Annotated in this window: 12 protein-coding genes, 1 rRNA gene and 1 pseudogene; 10 read left to right on the forward strand and 4 right to left on the reverse strand. The window is 74.2% G+C overall.

The features are described from left to right. Nucleotides 1-126: 126 nt before the first annotated feature. A complete protein-coding gene (locus ACFO4E_RS13750) occupies nucleotides 127-1,284 on the reverse strand; it encodes a steroid 3-ketoacyl-CoA thiolase (RefSeq protein ID WP_378574525.1) in 1,158 nt (385 codons plus the stop codon). A 192-nt stretch (nucleotides 1,285-1,476) separates the two neighbouring features. On the opposite strand from ACFO4E_RS13750, the pseudogene ACFO4E_RS13755 reads away from it, so the two are divergent. Beyond that, nucleotides 1,477-1,638, forward strand: a pseudogene (locus ACFO4E_RS13755) (DUF5959 family protein); the annotation flags it as partial. A gap of 137 nt (nucleotides 1,639-1,775) precedes the next feature. Here ACFO4E_RS13755 and ACFO4E_RS13760 read toward each other — a convergent pair. Next, nucleotides 1,776-2,417 (reverse strand): TetR family transcriptional regulator, encoded by a 642-nt coding sequence (locus ACFO4E_RS13760; RefSeq protein WP_378574527.1) that lies wholly within the window; start codon nucleotides 2,415-2,417, stop codon nucleotides 1,776-1,778. Between the two features lie 282 nt (nucleotides 2,418-2,699). Here ACFO4E_RS13760 and ACFO4E_RS13765 point away from each other — a divergent pair, with 282 nt between their 5' ends. The 9 genes from ACFO4E_RS13765 to ACFO4E_RS13805 all read left to right on the forward strand — a co-directional run bounded on the left by ACFO4E_RS13765 (nucleotide 2,700) and on the right by ACFO4E_RS13805 (nucleotide 13,591). Then, complete coding sequence (locus ACFO4E_RS13765) at nucleotides 2,700-3,863, forward strand: acyl-CoA dehydrogenase family protein (RefSeq protein ID WP_378574529.1); 1,164 nt, start codon at nucleotides 2,700-2,702, stop codon at nucleotides 3,861-3,863. Between the two features lie 13 nt (nucleotides 3,864-3,876). After that, nucleotides 3,877-5,043, forward strand: coding sequence for an acyl-CoA dehydrogenase family protein (locus ACFO4E_RS13770; RefSeq protein WP_378574531.1), 1,167 nt, complete (start codon nucleotides 3,877-3,879; stop codon nucleotides 5,041-5,043). 9 nt (nucleotides 5,044-5,052) lie between these two features. Then, on the forward strand, nucleotides 5,053-6,480 hold the full coding sequence (locus tag ACFO4E_RS13775) for an OB-fold domain-containing protein (RefSeq protein ID WP_378574533.1): 1,428 nt from the start codon (nucleotides 5,053-5,055) through the stop codon (nucleotides 6,478-6,480). Beyond that, nucleotides 6,477-7,649, forward strand: coding sequence for a lipid-transfer protein (locus ACFO4E_RS13780; protein ID WP_378574535.1), 1,173 nt, complete (start codon nucleotides 6,477-6,479; stop codon nucleotides 7,647-7,649). Before ACFO4E_RS13775 ends, ACFO4E_RS13780 begins: the two co-directional genes overlap by 4 nt. A 432-nt stretch (nucleotides 7,650-8,081) precedes the next feature. Further along, complete coding sequence (locus ACFO4E_RS13785; protein WP_378574537.1) at nucleotides 8,082-9,095, forward strand: MBL fold metallo-hydrolase; 1,014 nt, start codon at nucleotides 8,082-8,084, stop codon at nucleotides 9,093-9,095. 103 nt (nucleotides 9,096-9,198) lie between these two features. Further along, a complete protein-coding gene (locus ACFO4E_RS13790; RefSeq protein WP_378574539.1) occupies nucleotides 9,199-10,119 on the forward strand; it encodes an SDR family NAD(P)-dependent oxidoreductase in 921 nt (306 codons plus the stop codon). 348 nt (nucleotides 10,120-10,467) lie between these two features. Continuing rightward, nucleotides 10,468-11,772: a glycosyltransferase family 4 protein gene (locus ACFO4E_RS13795; RefSeq protein WP_378574541.1), complete on the forward strand. Its 1,305-nt coding sequence runs from the start codon at nucleotides 10,468-10,470 to the stop codon at nucleotides 11,770-11,772. Next, the gene (locus ACFO4E_RS13800; protein WP_378574559.1) at nucleotides 11,769-12,515 is read left to right on the forward strand and encodes a class I SAM-dependent methyltransferase; all 747 of its coding nucleotides are present in this window, start codon (nucleotides 11,769-11,771) and stop codon (nucleotides 12,513-12,515) included. The genes ACFO4E_RS13795 and ACFO4E_RS13800 overlap by 4 nt, the downstream gene beginning before the upstream one ends. Continuing rightward, nucleotides 12,512-13,591 (forward strand): prenyltransferase/squalene oxidase repeat-containing protein, encoded by a 1,080-nt coding sequence (locus ACFO4E_RS13805; RefSeq protein WP_378574543.1) that lies wholly within the window; start codon nucleotides 12,512-12,514, stop codon nucleotides 13,589-13,591. The genes ACFO4E_RS13800 and ACFO4E_RS13805 overlap by 4 nt, the downstream gene beginning before the upstream one ends. Before the next feature lie 98 nt (nucleotides 13,592-13,689). Here the strand turns inward: ACFO4E_RS13805 and ACFO4E_RS13810 are convergent, their stop codons facing one another. Both ACFO4E_RS13810 and rrf read right to left on the reverse strand, forming a co-directional pair. After that, on the reverse strand, nucleotides 13,690-17,283 hold the full coding sequence (locus ACFO4E_RS13810; protein ID WP_378574545.1) for a transglycosylase domain-containing protein: 3,594 nt from the start codon (nucleotides 17,281-17,283) through the stop codon (nucleotides 13,690-13,692). Nucleotides 17,284-18,108: 825 nt separating this feature from the next. Further along, a 5S ribosomal RNA gene (rrf, locus tag ACFO4E_RS13815) occupies nucleotides 18,109-18,224 on the reverse strand. Nucleotides 18,225-18,228 lie beyond the last annotated feature (4 nt).

The raw sequence follows: 18,228 nt of genomic DNA on the forward strand, positions 1-18,228 counted from the left end.
ACCAGAGCCGCGCATGGTGCTTTCGGGCAGGCCGCCGCCCGGGGCGAACCGGACGCCGCGGCACGCGTCGCGGCCGTTGACACCCCACGAAGCCGCAACGGCGCTCATCCGTCCCAACCACCGCCGTCACACCCGTTCCAGAACCGCGGCCGTGGCCAGTGCTCCCCCCGCGCACATGGTGACCAGGGCGGTCGAGGCGTCCCTGCGTTCGAGTTCGTGCAGCGCCGTGGTGACCAGCCGCGCACCCGTGGCGCCCACGGGATGGCCCAGCGCGATGGCGCCGCCGTTCACGTTGACCCGGTCGAGGTCGGGCCGGTGGACGCGCGCCCAGGACAGCACCACCGACGCGAACGCCTCGTTGACCTCCATCAGGTCGATACCGCCCAGCGCCATTCCGGCCGACGCCAGCACGCGTTCGGTGGCGCGGACCGGTCCGTCCAGGTGGAAGTGCGGCTCCGCCCCCACCAGCGCCTGGGCGCGCAGCCGGGCCCGGGGGCGCAGCCCCTGCTCCCGGGCCCGCTCCCGGCTCATCAGCAGCACCGCGGCCGCGCCGTCGGAGATCTGCGAGGACGTCCCGGCGGTGTGCAGCGCCCCCTCGGCCACCGGGCGCAGTGCGGCCAGGCCCTCGGCGGTCGTCGGGCGCGGGCCCTCGTCCCGGGTGACCGGCGCGGTCGCCCCCGTCTCCGCGCCGTCACCGTCGAGGGCCGGGGCCTCGACGGCCACCGTCTCGCGGTCGAAGCGGCCCTCCGCCCAGGCCGTCGCGGCCAGGGCCTGCGAGCGTACCCCCCAGGCGTCCAGGTCGGGCCGGGTCAGCCCGCGCCGCGCGGCGATGCGCTCGGCGGCGGTGAACTGGTCGGGCAGATCCACCGTCCAGTCTCCGGGCCGCGGGTCGTCGGGCGCCACCGCTCGCCCCAGGGGCACCCGGCTCATGCTCTCCACCCCGCAGGCCACGGCCGTATCGATCACGCCGGCCCGGATCATCGCGGCGGCGATGTGCACGGCCTGCTGGGACGATCCGCATTGGGCGTCGAGGGTGGTGACCCCGGTCCGCCAGGGCAGCCCGGCGTAGAGCCAGGCGTGCCGCCCGACGTGGTTGCCCTGCTCGCCGCCTTGGGTGACGCACCCGGCGAAGACCTGGCCGACCTCGCCGGGGTCGATCCCGGCCCGCTCGACCACCGCCCGCTGGACGCGGGCGAGCAGCGCGACGGGCTTGACCGCCGACAGCGCCCCGCGCCTGCGGCCGATGGGGGTGCGGACCGCCTCGACGATGACCGGATGTCCCATGGCCGCCTCCCGGGGGTCGGTGACGGCCTAACTATAACGCGTTCTATTTTCGCGACGGGGAGCGGAGCGGCGCCGACGTGGGGTCGGCCACTCTCCACCGGACCGCGACCGCCGACCGTGCGGCGTGGTCCGCCGTTGCCTGTGCCGACCTCGATCGGCCTCACAGCGGCAGATGACGGCTAAGGAGTGATCGTGGCGGACACCATCGATCCGATCCGCCTCGCCGACCGCGAGCGCAGCGTCGTCGTGCGCGCCCGGGGCCGCTCGCGGCCCGGCCTCCCGGCCTTGGGCCGGCACGACATGCTCGCCGAGATCGTGGTCGGCACCGGCTCCGTCAGCGGACGCCTATGGACGCGCATCACCCCGGGGGCCTCGACGCATGGGAGCGGTCCCGCGATGTCCGCCGGAGATGGCCCGTCGAACTCGTCGAGACCGCATCCCTGGTCCACGAATGGCGGGGCGGGGCCGACCCGCGGGTCGCGCGCGCCGTCTCACCCGGCGGCGGGGGCGTCCTCGAAGCCGGAGAGGAGAGGGACGGCCGCGATCTCCAGGCGGGCGCGCACCTGGTCGAGGTCGCGGTGGCCCTTGAGGATCTCCAGCAGCTCGAAGATCCAGATGCTGGCCAGCGAGCCCACCAGTACGTAGCCCGGCGCGTCGCGGTCGGGCTCCCCTGCCGCCCCGGCGCCGTCCTCCGGCGCCGCCCCCGGGACGCGTCCGGCCACGCGCCAGAGGAGGTCGGTGATGCGCGCGCCCAGCTCGGTCTTGACCTCGGCGAGGATCAGCGACCGCACCAGCGCGTCGGCGAGCTCGGGCTCGCGCATCAGGCCGCGCGTCGCCCGCATCAGCACGTCCACCGCCCGCCCCGCGGCGGTGGGGTCGCCGGGCGGCCGGCGGCTGATGCTGTTCTCCAGGAGGTCGAGCTCCTCGGTGACCACCGCGACGACGAGGTCCATCTTGGACGGGAAGTACCGGTAGAGCGTGCCCAGCGCGACACCGGCGCGCTCGGCCACCGCCCGCATCTGCATGGCCTCGACGCCGCCGCGCAGCGCCAGGGCCGCCGCCGTCTGCACGATCCGCTTCCGGCGCTGGTTCTGACTTCGCGACCGCACTCCGACCGGTGCCTGAACCCCCACGGCACGTCTCCCCTCGTCGTCATCCGCGGGCATGTCGGCCCCCGTCTCCCCATCACGGCGCAGCGCCGCACCGCATCGGACGCGTCCCGCCCCGCGCGCGTTCCCGGCCGGCTCATAAGAACACGTTATCCAAGGATCCCCTACGCGATCCGGATTCGACAACAGCGGACACGTCCCCGTTACGCGATGTTGAAGCACCGCACCGGGCCGCAGGCGCACCCCCTTCCCCCGAGGCGCGACGCAGAATAGAATCCGTTCTACTTTGCCGAACGGGAGGCCGCGATGGACTTCGCCCTTGACGGACCGCAGGAGGAGCTGCGCCGGCTCGCCACCGACGTCTTCGACGGCGAGACCACCCCCGAACGGCTCCGCCCCTACGGGCCCGGGGCCCGCGCCGAGACCCCCGCCGGCTACGACCGCGACATCTGGGCGGCGGCCGCCCGCGCCGGGCTGATCGGCGCCGCACTCGGCGAGGACGCCGGAGGCACCGGCGGCGGTGCGGTCGAGGCCGCCATCGTGCTGCGCGAGGCCGCGGCGCGCGGCGCCCCCGTTCCCGCGCTGGCGGTCCTGGCGCTGGGGGCGCTGCCCGTCTCGCTGTGCGGCACCGCCGAGCAGCGCGCCGCGCTCGCCCCGGCGGCCGACGGGCACCGCATCCTCACCGCCGGGGTGGCCGAGCCCGGCCGCCACGATCCCGCCGACCCCGCGACCACCGCCGTCCCCGACGGCGGCGACCTCGTCGTCACCGGCGCCAAGGTCTCCGTCCCCCACGCCGCGGCGGCCGACACGATCCTCGTCCCCGTGCGGCTGGACGGCGGCGGCACCGGGGTCCTGCTCGTCCCCCGCGACACCGCGGGCGTCACCCTCACCCCCGAGCCCACCGGGGCCGCCATCACCGCCGCGCGCGTCGGCCTCGACGGCGTCCGCGTCCCCGCCGCGACGCTGCTGGGCGGCGACACCACCGGCGCCGCCGCACGGACCCTGCGCCGCTGCGCCCTGGCGGGCCTGGCCGCCACCGTCTCCGGCGCGCTGGCCGCCGCCCTGGCCCTCACCACCGAACACGTGCGCACCCGCCGCCAGTTCGGCCGCTCCCTCGCCGAGCTCCAGGCCGTCACCATGAAGGTCGGCGACATCTACGTCGCCGCCCGCGCCCTGGACGCGGCGATGTGGGCGGGCGCCTGGCGCATCGACGCCCTGCCCGACTCCGGCGCGCGCGACACCGACGCCGTCCTCGCCGCCGCGGCGCTGCTCATCACCGACCAGGCGCACGACGCGTTCTACACCGCCCAGCACCTCCACGGCGGCCTGGGCGTCGACGCCTCCTACCCCCTGCACCGCCACTTCTCCACCGCCGCGTGGGCCGCCCGCCTCCTCGGCGGGACCGAGGCCCGCCTCGACGCGCTCGGCGACATCGCGGTGCGCGACACCCCCGTCCACGCCCACGCCTAGCCAGGGGGCCGGCATGTTCATCGACCTCACCGACGAGCAGCGCAAACTCCGCGACGAACTGCGCGAGTACTTCTCCACGGCCATGACCCCGCAGGAGCGCGCCGCCCCGACCGACCCCGACGTCTACAAGCGGGTCATCCGCCGGATGGGCCGCGACGGCATGCTCGGACTGGGCTGGCCCACCGAATACGGGGGGCGCGGCCTGGGTGCGCTGGAGCAGCAGATCTTCGTCAACGAGGTGACGCGCGCCGAGGTGCCCTATCCCCTGGTCACCCTCCAGACGGTCGGGCCCACCCTCCAGCGCTACGGCACGCCGGAGCAGAAGGAGGCGTTCCTGCCGGGCATCCTCGCCGGGGAGGTCCACTTCGCCATCGGCTACACCGAGCCCGAGGCGGGGACCGACCTGGCGTCGCTGCGCACCACCGCCGTCCGCGGCGACGACGGCGGCTTCACCGTCAACGGGCAGAAGATCTACACCTCCGGCGCGCACTACAGCGACCACATCTGGCTCGCCGCGCGCACCGACCCCGACGCCCCGCGCCACAAGGGCATCTCGATCCTGATCGCCGACACCGCCGACCCCGGCTTCTCCTGGACCCCGATCGTCACCGCCGACGGCCACCACCACACCAACACCACCTACTACTCCGACGTCCACGTGCCCGCCGGCCGTGTCGTGGGCACGGTGGACCAGGGGTGGCGGCTCATCACCGAACAGCTCAACCACGAGCGGCTCACCCTCGGCCCCTCCGGGAACCTCGCGCACCTCTACGACCGGTTCCTGCACTGGGCCGCGGCCGCCCCCGGGAACGGCGGTGGCCCCCCGGCCGAGGAGCCCGCCGTGCGCCGGGCACTCGGGCGGGTACACGCCTACCTGCGCGTGAACGAACTCCTGAACTGGCAGGTGGCCGCCTCCATCGACACCGGCTGGCTGGGCGCCCCGGACGCCTCGGCGAACAAGGTCTACGGATCCGAGCGGCTCCAAGAGGTGCCCCGCCTGATCGCCGACACCGTGGCCCGCTTCGGCGACACCGCCGATGCCCGCACCCGCGACCTGCTCGCCCGCCTGGACACCGGGGCCAAGGGCTCGCTGGTCATGACCTTCGGCGGCGGCGTCAACGAAGTGCAGCGGGAGCTGATCGCCACGCTCGGCCTCGGCCTGCCCCGCGCACCCCGTTAGGAGGGGCCCGTGACCGCAGAGACCACCGGCCCCGCCGCCGCGCCGGACGAGCGACTGGCCGCGCTCACCGCCGCGGCCGGCGACCGCGGCGAGGTCGACGGCGGGCCGGCACCCGACCCGGTCAACACCCCCATGATCCGCCACTGGGTCCAGGCCATGGGCGACACCTGCCCGGTCTACCTCGACGCCGACGCCGCACAGCGGGCGGGCCACACGGGGACCGTCGCCCCGCCGGCGATGCTCCAGGCGTGGACCATGCGCGGCTACGGCGCCCCAGAGGCCCCCGCGGGAAGCGCCGTCGACGACCTGCTCGCCCACTTCGACGCCACCGGGTACCGCGGCGTCGTCGCCACCGACTGCGAGCAGACCTACGACCGCTACCTGCACCCCGGCGAGCACCTGCGGACGGCCACCCGGTTCGGCGGCCTCACCGGCCCCAAGCGCACCGCCATGGGCACCGGGTACTTCCTGACCTGGTACACCACCTGGTACAGCGACAGCGGCGGCCGGGAGGAACGGGTCGGCGAGATGCTGTTCCGGATCCTGAAGTTCCGGCCCGCCAGGGACGGGGCGCCCGGCCGGCAGCCGCCCGCGGCCCCCTCCCCCGGCGCCGGCGACCACCCGCTGCGCCCCGCCCGGAGCCCCGACACCGACTTCTTCTGGGCGGGCACCGAAGCCGGCGAGCTGCGCATCCAGCGCTGCGCCCGCTGCGGCGCCCTGCGCCACCCGCCCGGCCCGATGTGCCCCCGCTGCCACTCCACCGACCGCGACTTCGTGGCGGCCTCGGGCGAGGGGACGGTCTACAGCCACGTCGTACACCACCACCCCCCGATCCCCGGCCGCACGGCGCCGTTCGCCGTGGCCGTGGTGGCGCTGCCCGAGGGGGTGCGCATGGTGGGCAACGTGGTGGGGGTGCCCCCCGGCCGCGTCCACTCGGGGATGCCGGTCCGCGTCGACTTCGAGCGCGTGGCCGCCGACCTCGTCCTGCCGCAGTGGCGGCCCGCCGCACCCGCCGACGGCGGCCCCGGCACCCCGCTGCCGGAACTGCGGCTGCCGCTGTCGCGCACCGCGGTCGTCGCCATGGCGCTGGCCACACGCGACTTCCAGGACGTCCACCACGACCCCGACCTCGCACGCGCCCAGGGCTCCCCCGACGTGTTCGTGAACATCCTCACCACCCAGGGGCTCGTGCAGCGCTTCGTGACCGACTGGGCCGGGCCGGCCGCCCGCGTCCGCGCGTCGGCGATCCGGCTCGGCTCCCCCGCCTACGCGGGCGACACCCTGGTCCTGCGCGGCGAGGTCACCGGACGCTCCGGCACGGGCGACGGCGAGCGCACCACCGTCGCGGTGCGCGGCACCACATCGGCCGGCCCCCACGTCACGGGCACGGTCACCATCGGCCCCGGCCCGTCCGGGCCGCGAGGGGAGGACACGTGACCGGGCTGAGCGGCGCGGCCGCGATCGCGGGCATCGGCGCCACCGAGTTCTCCAAGGAGTCCGGCCGCAGCGAGCTGCGGCTGGCCGCCGAGGCCGTCGTGGCCGCCCTGCGCGATGCGGGGCTGACCGCCGGCGACGTCGACGGCATGGTGACCTTCACCCAGGACACCAGCCAGGAGATCGCGGTGGCCCGGGAGATCGGCGCCGGGCCGCTGCGGTTCTTCAGCCGGGTGGAGTACGGCGGCGGCGCGGCCTGCGCGACCGTCGCCCAGGCCGCCATGGCCATCGCCACCGGGCAGGCCGACGTGGTGGTGGCCTATCGGGCGTTCAACGAGCGCAGCGGCCACCGTTTCGGCCGGGCCGCACCCGGTACCCACGGCGCGCCCACCTCCCAGGGGCTGGAGATGAGCTGGCACGTGCCGTTCGGGCTGGCCACCCCGGCCGGATGGGTCGCCATGTGCGCCCGCCGCTACATGGACGCCTACGGGGCCACGAGCGAGGACTTCGGCCGGGTCGCGGTGGCCGCGCGCCGGCACGCGGCCACCAACCCGGCCGCGTGGTTCCACGGCCGCCCCATCACCCTGGAGGAGCACCAGGCGTCGCGCTGGGTGGTGGAGCCCCTGCACCTGCTGGACTGCTGCCAGGAGAGCGACGGCGGGGTGGCCCTGGTGGTCACCTCCACCGAGCGGGCGCGCGACCTGCGCCACCCCCCGGCGGTCGTCACGGCAGCCGCGCAGGGGTCGGCGCCGGGCCAGATGATGATGGCGTCGTTCTACACCGACGACATGGCGGGCCTGCCCGCGATGGGCGTCGTGGGCGCGGACCTGTGGCGCCGGTCGGGGCTGGGCCCGGACGACATCGCCACCGCCGTGCTCTACGACCACTTCACCCCATTCGTGCTGGCCCAGCTGGAGGAGCTGGGGTTCTGCGAGCGGGGCGAGGCGCGGCACTTCGCCGCCGACGGCGGCCTGGAGATCGGCGGCCGGCTGCCGGTGAACACCCACGGCGGCCAGCTCGGCGAGGCCTACATCCACGGGATGAACGGGATCGCCGAGGCCGTGCGGCAGGTGCGGGGGGCGGCGGTCAACCAGGTGGCGGACGTCCACCACACCCTGGTCACGGCCGGCACGGGCGTCCCCACCAGCGGCCTGATCCTGAGCCGCGACTGACCGGTGGCCGGACGGGGCCGCGGCGGATGCGGCGGCTTCCGGCGCCCGCCGGCGGCGCCCCGGCCCCGGCGGCCTGCGCCGCGCGCCGTCGGCGGGCACCGGGTGGCACACCGGCGGCACCCGGCTCCGCACGGTGCGGGCACCTCGCACGTCCCCCGTGAGCACCCGCGCACCCCGAAGCGGCGGGGTCGCCCCCGGTGGAGCACCACGGCCCGCGTCGGGCGAAGGCCGCGCGGCGCCCCGGAGCGGGGGCGCCGACGGACGCCCGTGCCTTGAGCCGGCGGCGCCCGTGCTCGCGGGTGCGAGTCGGGCGGCGGGACCCCCGGCCTGCGGGGGCCGTCCCCGGCGTTCCGCCGCCGTCCCGCCGTCCCGCGCCCGGAAGTGGAACGTATTCTAGAACGGAATTCGGTTCCGGCTGAGGGGTGCGGGCACATGCGCGAAATGCCACCGGTGGAGGATCTGGGCAACGGCATGTGGAGCGTGCCCGTGCCGATCCCCGGCAACCCGCTCGGCTACACCCTCGTCTACGTCCTGGCGAGCGAGCAAGGCCCGGTGCTCGTGGACGCCGGATGGGAGCACGAGGACTCCTGGCGCGCCCTCGCCGACGGCCTGTCGGCCATCGGGACCGGCGTCTCCGAGGTGCGCGGGGTGGTGGTCACGCACTTCCACCCCGACCACTCCGGGCTCGCCGGACGGGTACGCGAGGCGTCCGGGGCCTGGATCGCCATGCACCGCGCCGACATCGAGATGGTCCGCCGCATCGGCTCCCTCGACTCCGCGGCGCAGGACGAACTGGAGGCCGGCCAACTGCGCGCCGCCGGGGCCTCGGCCGAGGAGATCGCGTCCTACTCGGCGCTGCGCCCCCGACTGGACCCGCCCGCCCTGCCCGACCGCCCCCTGGCCCACGGGGACCTGGTGGACCTGCCCGGCCGCAAGCTGCGGGTGGTGTGGACCCCGGGGCACTCCCCCGGCCACATCTGCCTCCACCTGGAGGACGGCGACCACCTGTTCACCGGCGACCACGTCCTGCCGCGCATCACCCCGCACATCGGCCTCTACCCCTTCGACGACGCCGGCGGCGACCCCCTGGGCACCTTCCTCGACTCCCTGGCGCAGCTCCACGACGTCCGCGCCGCCGAGGCGCTGCCCGCGCACGAGCACCGGTTCACCGGCGTCGCCGAGCGCACCGCCGAGATCATCGACCACCACGAGGGCAAGCTCGACCTCCTGGGCGGGCTGCTGGGCGCCCGCCCGGCGACCCTGTGGGAGCTGGCGGCCGCACTGCCCTGGCAGCGGGGCTGGGCCGCCCTGCCCGTGCCCGCCCGCCGCATGGCGGCCTCGGAGACGGCGGCCCACCTGCGCGCCCTGGAGCGCCGCGGCCGGGCGGTCCGCCGCGCCGCCCCCGGCGGCGTCCTGGAGTGGACCGCGCCGGCCGCCCGGAGCTGAGCGCCACCGGCCTCCCGGGAACCGGTCACACCTTTGCGAACACGCCCGGAACGCTCATACTAGAACGCGTTCTAAATTGTTCGTCGTTCGCACGGGAGCGCCCATGAGCACGACCGGACCGGCCCCGACCGCATCCACCGCCCCCACCACCCGGCTCGACGGGAAGGTGGCCGTCATCACCGGCGCCGGCCAAGGGCTGGGCCGCGCCCACGCCCTCGCCCTCGCGGGACTGGGGGCCGCCCTCGTCCTCAACGACCTCGGCGACACCGTCCACGGCGTCGCCGACGAGATCACGGCCGACGGCGGCCGGGCGACCGCCCTGACCGGCGACGTCGCCGACACCGGCCACGGAGACGCGCTCGTGGCCGCCGCACTCGCGACCCACGGCCGGCTCGACGTCCTGGTCAACAACGCGGGCTTCACCCGCGACCGGATGCTGTTCAACATGAGCGAGGACGACTGGGACAGTGTCGTCCGGGTGCACCTCAAAGGCCACTTCAGCACCTCGCGCGCCGCCGCCCGCCACTGGCGCGGCACCGCCAAGCGCACCGGCCGCCCGGCCTACGGCCGCATCGTCAACACCGCGTCCGAGGCGTTCCTGCTCGGCTCCCCCGGGCAGGCCAACTACGCCGCCGCGAAGGCCGGCATCGCCGCGCTGACCACCACCTGCGCCCACGCCCTGGGCCGCTACGGGGTCACCGCCAACGCCATCTGCCCGCGGGCCCGCACCGCCATGACCGGCGAGGTCTTCGGCCCGGCACCGGCAGGGGGCCCCGACCCCCTCGGCGCCGAGCGCGTCGCCCCGCTGGTGGGCTACCTCGCCTCCCCCGCCGCCGGCCACGTCACCGGCCAGGTGTTCGTCGTGCACGGCGGGGTCATCGGCGTCATGGCCCCGCCCACCGTCGCCACCGCCGTCCGCGCCGAGGGCGGCTGGACCGGCGCCGACCAGGTGGCCGCCGCGCTCGCCCACGCCGACCTGCCGGAAAACGGCTTCGTCTCGACCGACGTCGAGGAACTGGCGTGACCGGGCGCCGACGCAGAGCGACGACACGACCCCCCGGGAGCCCGCATCCGGCATAGGATCCGGGTAGGCGACAATTCGGGCACAGGGACCACATATTAAACTGATGGGTAACTTTCGGGGCACGCGCGACCCGCGGTGGCCGCCACCGCGAGCGACGAACGAGGTGACGAGTGACCCTGTCGGCCGGAGCAGCACCACCCCCCGCCGCGCCCGCCGGCCCGCCCGGACCCCGCCGTCCGACAGCGGCGCCCCCGCACCGGCAGTGGGCTCACCGGCGCGCCCCTGCCGCTCCGCCCGCGGCCACCGCCGCACCCCTCACCCGCCACATCCCGCCGATGGGTCAACCACATGCCGAACACCGACCGCTCCCTGCGCGTCGCCCTCCTCTCCTACCGCAGCAAACCGCACTGCGGCGGACAGGGCGTCTACATCCGCCACCTCTCACGCGAACTGGCGGCGCTCGGCCACCGGGTCAGCGTCTTCTCCGGCCAGCCCTACCCCGACCTCGATGAGGGCGTGATCCTGGAGAAGGTCCCCAGCCTCGACCTCTACAACGACGCCGACCCCTTCGTCGCACCGCCCATGCGCGAATGGCGCGACTGGATCGACGCCCTGGAAGTCGGCACCATGTGGACCGCCGGGTTCCCCGAACCCCTCACGTTCTCCCTGCGCGCCCTGCGCGAACTCCGCCGCCGCGGAGCGGAGTTCGACGTCCTCCACGACAACCAGACCCTCGGCTACGGCCAGCTCGGCCTACAGGCCGCCGGGTTCCCGATGGTCACCACCATCCACCACCCCATCACCGTCGACCGCCGCATCGAACTGGAGGAGGCCACCGGCTGGCAGCGGCTGTCCAAGCGCCGGTGGTACGGCTTCGTCGGCATGCAGGGGCGCGTCGCCCGCCGGCTGCGCCCCATCCTCGTCCCCTCCCGGTCCTCCGCCGACGACATCGTCCGCGAGTTCGGCGTACGGCCCTCCGCCATCGACGTCGTCCCCCTCGGCGTCGACACCCGCACCTTCCACCCCCGGCCCGACGTCGACCGCGTCCCCGGCCGGCTGGTCTGCGTGGCCAGCGCCGACAGCCCGCTCAAGGGCGTCGCCACCCTCCTGCACGCCACCGCCAAGCTCGCCACCGAACGCGACGTGTCCCTGACCGTGGTCAGCCGCCCCCGGCCGGGAGGACCCACCGACCGGCTCGTGGACGAGCTGAGCCTGCGCGACCGCGTCACCTTCGTCAGCGGCATCGGCGACGACGACCTCGCCCGCCTCCTCGCCTCCGCCGAGGTCGCGGTCGTCCCCTCCTTCTACGAGGGGTTCTCCCTGCCCGCCGTCGAGGCGATGGCGTGCGCCACCCCGCTGGTCGCCAGCCGCGCCGGGGCCATCCCCGAAGTGGTCGGCACCGGGGGCGACACCGGGCGGCTCATCACCCCAGGTGACCCCGAGGAGCTCGCCGCCGCCGTCGGCGCCCTCCTCGACGACCCCGCCGAACGGGCCCGGATGGGCGCCGCGGCCTGGGAACGCGTCCAGGACCGGTTCACCTGGCGGGCGGTCGCCGAGGCCACCGCACACCGGTACGCCGAGTCCATCGCCGCCGCCCCACGACGGCCGCGCCCGGCAGCCGTGCCCCACACGACCCGAAGGAGCCAGCACTGATCACCGTCGACTTCACCCTGTTTCCCGTCGGCCCGGGAGACCGCGTCCTCGACCTCGGCTGCGGCGGCGGCCGGCACGCGTTCGAGATCTACCGCCGCGGCGCGGACGTCGTGGCCTTCGACCAGAACGAGAACGACCTCGCCGACGTCGCCGCCATGTTCGCCGCCATGCGCGCCGAAGGCGAGGCCCCCGCCGCAGCCGAGGCCGACACCGTCAAGGGCGACGCGCTCGACATGCCGTTCGACGACGCCTCCTTCGACCGCGTCGTCGCCGCCGAGATCTTCGAGCACCTCCCCCACGACACCGCGGCGATGGCGGAGCTGTACCGCGTCCTCAGACCCGGCGGGATCGCCGCGGTCACGGTCCCCAGCTGGCTCCCCGAGCGCGTGTGCTGGGCGCTGTCGGAGGAGTACCACACCGTCGAGGGCGGCCACATCCGCATCTACACCCGCGCCGAACTGGAGGCGAAGCTCAAAGCCGCCGGCTTCCGGATCGGCCCCCACCACCACGCCCACGCCCTGCACGCCCCCTACTGGTGGATCAAGTGCGCCGTGGGCACCGACAACGACACCCACCCGCTCGTCGCCGCCTACCACCGCATGCTGGTGTGGGACATCCTCAAGGCCCCCCGGCTCACCCGCGTCACCGAACGGGTGCTCAACCCGGTGATCGGCAAGAGCGTCGTCGTCTACCTGCGCAAACCGCTCGGCGGCCCGGCGGCCGGCGCAGGGGACGGCGTATGAGCTCACCCGACCTCCCCGAACTCCCCGGAGTCCTCAGCGCGGACGACATCGCCCAGTCGGCGCGCTACCTGCTGCACTCCCAGACCCCCGACGGCGCCATCCCGTGGTTCCCCGGCGGCCACCTCGACCCCTGGGACCACGTCGAATGCGCCATGGCGCTGAGCGCCACCGGGCACACCGCCGCCGCCCGCGACGCCTACCGCTGGCTGGCGGACCGCCAGAGCGCCGACGGCTCCTGGCCCGCCAAGATCCGCCAGAACCGGGTGGCCGAACCCGTCCGGGAGGCCAACCACGCCGCCTACCCGGCCGTTGGCGTGTGGCACCACCTGCTCGTCACCGGCGACGAGGACTTCGCCCTGCGCATGTGGCCGATGGTGCGCCGCGGCATCGACTTCGCCCTGGGCCTGCGGACCGACCGCGGCGAGGTCCAATGGGCGCGCGACCCCGGCGGCGCCCCCGGCGACCACGCGCTGCTCACCGCCTGCGCCAGCATCCACCACGCCCTTCGGTGCGCGAGCGCCCTCGGCGACCGGCTCGGCCGGCCGCAGCCCGACTGGGAGCTGGCGGCGGCGCAGCTCGGCCACCTGGTCGCCGAGCACGAATCCCTCTTCGCCGACCGCTCCCGCTACTCCATGGACTGGTACTACCCCATCCTCGGCGGCGCCGTGCGCGGCACCGCCGCCAAGGAGCGCATCGACACCCGCTGGGACGCGTTCGTCGTCCCCGGGCTGGGCATCCGGTGCGTCGGCGACCAGCCGTGGGTCACGGGGGCCGAGACCTCCGAACTCGTCCTCGCGCTGGCCGCCATGGGCGAGACCGACCTGGGGACCCGCCTGCTCGCCGACATCCAGCACCTGCGCGACCCCGACGACGGCGCCTACTGGACCGGCTACCAGTTCAAGGAGGACGTGCTGTGGCCGGTGGAGCGGAGCACGTGGACGGCGGCGGCGGTCATCCTCGCCGCCGACGCCCTCTGCGGCGCGACGCCCGGGGCCGGGGTGTTCGCCGACGCCCCGGAGGCGGCGACGGCGCCCCCGTACCCCGACACGTGCGGCTGCGCGGCGCTCGTGCGCTGACACGGGGCGGACGCGAAACGGCGGTGGCCGCGCCCCAGAGGGGCACGGCCACCGCCGTTCTCACGCCATGACGGGCCCGTGCGGGCCGTGCCCGCGGATCACTCGCCGGGTGGCGGATCCTCCGGATTCTCCGGTCCCGGGAACTCGGGCCACTCGCCCGGCGGCGGTTCCTCCCCCGGCGGCGGAACATCGGGTTCGCTGGGCACCTCCGGGACCTCCGGGGTCTCCGGCGGCGGAACCTCGGAGGGCGGGTCCTCGACCGGCGGCTCGACCGGCTCCTCGGGCACCTCAGGCGACGGCGGCAGCTCGGGGGCGAGGTTCTGCACGTCGCCGCCGCTGGTCCGGCCGGGGAACTGCTCGACCTCGCGGCCTTCCATCGCCTGCGACATGAACGCACGCCAGATCGACGCCGAGAGCGTACCGCCCGACAGCGATCCCCAGCCGGGGACGCTGAACGGCTGGTTGTTGCCGTTGTACACGCCCACCGCCGTGGACAGCTGCGGCGCGTAGCCCACGAACCAGGTCGCGACGCTGCTGTCGGTGGTACCGGTCTTGCCCGCCACGGGCCGGCCGTCGGGCAGCGCCGCGGAGCTGCCGGTACCGCCCTGCACGACCTGCTGGAGCGCGTAGGAGACGTTGGCCGCGGTGTCGGCGCTCACGGCCTGGTTGCGGTTGGCCGGCTCGCGCTCGTCCTCGCCGTCCCTGTTCACGATCTCGCGGACGACGTGCGCCTGGATGTGCTCCCCGCCGTTGGCGAAGGTCGCGTACCCGCTGGCCTGGTCGACCGGGCTCACGTCCGATACGCCCAGCGCCAGGGTCGGCACCACCTGGTCGTCGGTGATCATGTTCTCCGGGATGCCGGCCGCGTAGGCCGTCTCCCGGACGTTCTCGACGCCGACCTCCTGCGCCAGTTGCACATACCCGGTGTTGATCGAGCGCTGCGTGGCCTGGACGAGGTTCAGCGGGCCGTAGTTCGCGCCGCCGGCGTTCTGGATCTGGCTGCCGTTGACCGTGATCGGCGAACTGCCGTTCACGACGCTGTCGAGGCTGTAGCCCTGTTCCAGCGCGGTGGCGAGCACGTAGGGCTTGAACGCGGAACCGGACTGCGCCGAACCGTTGAACGCGCTGTCGTACTGGTTGGCGTTATAGTCCGTGCCCCCGTAGAACGCCACGACCTCGCCGGTGGCCGGGTCGATGGCGGTCAGTCCGGCCTGCACGCCTTCCGGGAGCGAGTCGACGTCGACCGTGCTCTCCACGGCGTCGCGCGCCATGTCCATCAGGTCCTGATCGAAGGTCGTGATGACCTTGTACCCGCCCCGGTTGACCTGGTCCTCGGTGTAGCCGAGCGACCCCAGCTCCGCCATGGCCTGCTGGAGCATGTAGCCGGTGTAGCCGCCGAGGTCGTCGGTGATCCGCTCCGGCTCGGGGTGGGGGAACTCCATCGCGGCGGCTTCCTGTTCGGTGATCGCCTCGCCCACCATGCCGTTGACGACGTAGCGCCACCGCTCCTCCATCTCCGGAGTGGTGTTGCTGTCGGCCTCACCGAACGGGGTCGGCTGCTGGATGGCCGCGGCGAGGAACGCCGACTCCTCCGCCGTGAGCTCGCTGACGTCCTTGTGGTAGTACGCCCCGGCCGCCGCCTGGATGCCGTAGGCGTTGCGCCCGAAGTAGATGGTGTTCAGGTACTGCTCCATCACCCACTCTTTGTCCATGTCCGGAGACTGGTCCACCTTGAGGGCGATGATGATCTCCTGGAGCTTGCGGGCGACCGTCTGGTCCCTGCTCACCCCCTCGAAGTAGTTGCGCACGAGCTGCTGGGTGATGGTCGAGCCGCCCTGCACCTGCTGGCCCGTGAACGTGGACCACGCGCCGCGGATCGTACCGGTGAGGGACACCCCGGGCTCGGTCCAGAAGCCGCGGTCCTCCGCGGAGATGACCGCCTCCTGGACCCCGTCGGGGATCTCGTCGAGGTCCACGATTTCACGGTCGATGCCGCGTTCGGCGAACTTGGTCTCGCCGTCGGAGAAGTAGAACTCCGTGGCCTGGTCCGCGACGCCCTCCTGGGTGCTGTCGGGCACGGGGATGGTCGCGTAGGCGATGCCGAACCCGCCGATGCCGAGCAGCGCGAAGGCGCCGACGGTGATCAGCCCGCCGCGGGTGATCCGCCACCACAGCGGCTTCTTGGGCTTCTTCGGCTTCTTGCCCCCGGGACCGGTCGGGCCGTCGGGCCCCTTCGGGCCGGACGCGCTGGCAGCGGCGGCGGCCTTCGCCCTGCCCCTCCTGATCGTGCGGCCGATCCTGCTCTTGCCCGCGGCAGCGGCGGAACGCGCTTCGTCCCCGCCATCGCCATCGCCGCCGTCGCCGTCACCCGGGCCGCCGGTGCCCGTGCCGCCGGGACCCGCCGGGCCTCCAGGGCTTCCCGGGCTTCCCGGGCCTCCAGGCGTACCGGGGCCGGCGGGGGGTGCGCCCGAGCCGCCGGCGGACGCGGCCGCACCGGCCGCGGCGCCCGCTCCGGCGCCGAAGGCCACCATTCCGGGGCCGCGATAGGGGTTCGCGGGCCGCGGGGAGGCCGGTGGGGAATCCTCTTCCCCCGCGGTGCTCCCGGGGCGGGACGCACCGTCACCGAGTCCCCCGGAGGCCGCCGCGGAATCGACATCCCGGTCCGGGCCCGGGGCGGTGTCCGGAGCCGCAGGAGCGTCCTTGCCCAGGGCGGGACCGAACGCGGAGAGAACAGACGTGGGACCGGGAGACGAGCCGGCGGCGGGTCTGCCCTGGCCGCGCGCGGCCGAGTGGTCGCCCTCGTCATCATCGTCGTCGTCGAAGACAGGGGTGAACGCCGCGGTGCCCTCGGGGTCCCACGCCGAGTGCCCGGCGCTACCCTGCTCGACCGGAGAGGGGGATGCCGGAGAGGACGGGGAGTCGTCGGCGCTCGCGGGGCTGGGCAGCTCCGCGGGCAGCGTGGTGTCGGATTCCCCGTGGGTGGAGGACACGGGGGCGTCCCGGACCGCGGACGGCAGTGTTTCGTCGGCGTCGAAGGCCGTGGTGGCGGGCTCCGGCACTGAGAGGGCTTCGCGGTCGGACCCATCGTCGGACCCACGGCCGGCCCCATCACCGGCGTCGGCAGAGGCGGTGGCGGGGGCCGAGGCGTCCGCATTGGGCGAGCCATAGGAGGACGACGTCACCGAGGGGGCAGAGGAGGACGCGGAAGCGTCGTCGCCGGAAGCGGACGCGCCGTCGCCACCGGAACCGGAGTCGTCGCGATCGCCCGCCGCGGCACGGCCCGCGGACTCCGCGGAGTCGCCGCGGTCTCCCCAGGTGCCGTCCTCACGGAAGTCGAAGCCCTGCTCGGCGAGCGTGCGGGCGACCCGCTCACGGAAGAAGGTCCCGCTGTCCTTGAACGCGCTCGCCGCTGCCGGACCGGTCGCCTCGGCGGCGGGCTCGGGAGCGGCGGCAGGGGAGGTGTCCTCGACATCGTCGTCGACATCGGCAGCGGTTCCGCCGACCACGCTGAACGCGGCGGTGACGGCGGTGCGATCGATGTCATCGTCCGCCGCGGACTCCGACGCGCCTCCGGTGTCGGACTCCGTGTCGTCCCCCTGCGCCGCGTCGTCACGGCTCCCGGACACGGTCGCACCGGGCTCACCGACGGCATCGGTTCGCCCCTGGGTCGACTCATCGTCGGTTTCGGGCACGGGCTCCGCCTCACGACCCGACGGGGAACCGGACTCAGAGCCGGCGGCGCTCTGAGCGCCATCGTCGGTCACGGGCGCGGCTTCGGTCCCGCTGGTACGGTCTTCGGCGTCCTCCGGACGGCCACCGGAGTCACTCCGGGCTTCCACGGCATCCCCTGTAGCACTACCATCGGTTACGGGTGGATCGGGTTCGCGGCGCGGTTCGGTTCCACCGGCGCCGTAGGTCCTGTCATTCAGTTGATGGCCCCCTGGAACTCTCGATTCCCCACTGCGGTCATGCTGTGTGACGCAAGCGTGGGCCGAATCGGTTCAGCAAAATCTCACTCGGGTCGGCGCTGCGGGGGAATCGCCGGAACCCCTGCCCAATACGATACCTGCCCACTCCTCCCCCGAACGCCGGTGTCAGAGCCGACGGAGGGACAGGCGGAGCCACTGTTCACCCAGCGTGCGGGCACGCGATGCGCACCACAGTGTCATGAACCGGTGACATTACTCGTACCCCCTGAGTCTGTCCACGCGAAAATCCTCCAAACGGGTGCGAAACCACACACTCTTCGCAACGAAGTGCGAGGATCGCCCGCCCGGGCTCGCGTCAGCCGCGTCCGGCGACACCCGGGCGACAGAAGAGGCAGACCGCGCCGGCCGGAGGCCGGGCCCCCGAGATCACCTTCCGCGATCGCGAAAGCATCGATCTTGAGACCTCACACAGGGTCGTACATCGTGACCCATCGCATATGGCCGCCATGCGCACTTCACAAGTTCACAATCCACGGCAACAAAAAAGGTGGGGGCAGGAACCAAAGCTCCCACCCCCACCAAAAAAATGTCCGGCGGCCACCTACTCTCCCACCCCACCACAGGGCAGTACCATCGGCGCAAAGAGGCTTAACGACCGGGTTCGGAATGAGACCGGGTGTTTCCCTCCCGCCATAACCGCCGTAACCC

The sequence above is a fragment of the Nocardiopsis mangrovi genome (assembly GCF_042653925.1).
Lineage (GTDB): Bacteria > Actinomycetota > Actinomycetes > Streptosporangiales > Streptosporangiaceae > Nocardiopsis_B > Nocardiopsis_B mangrovi.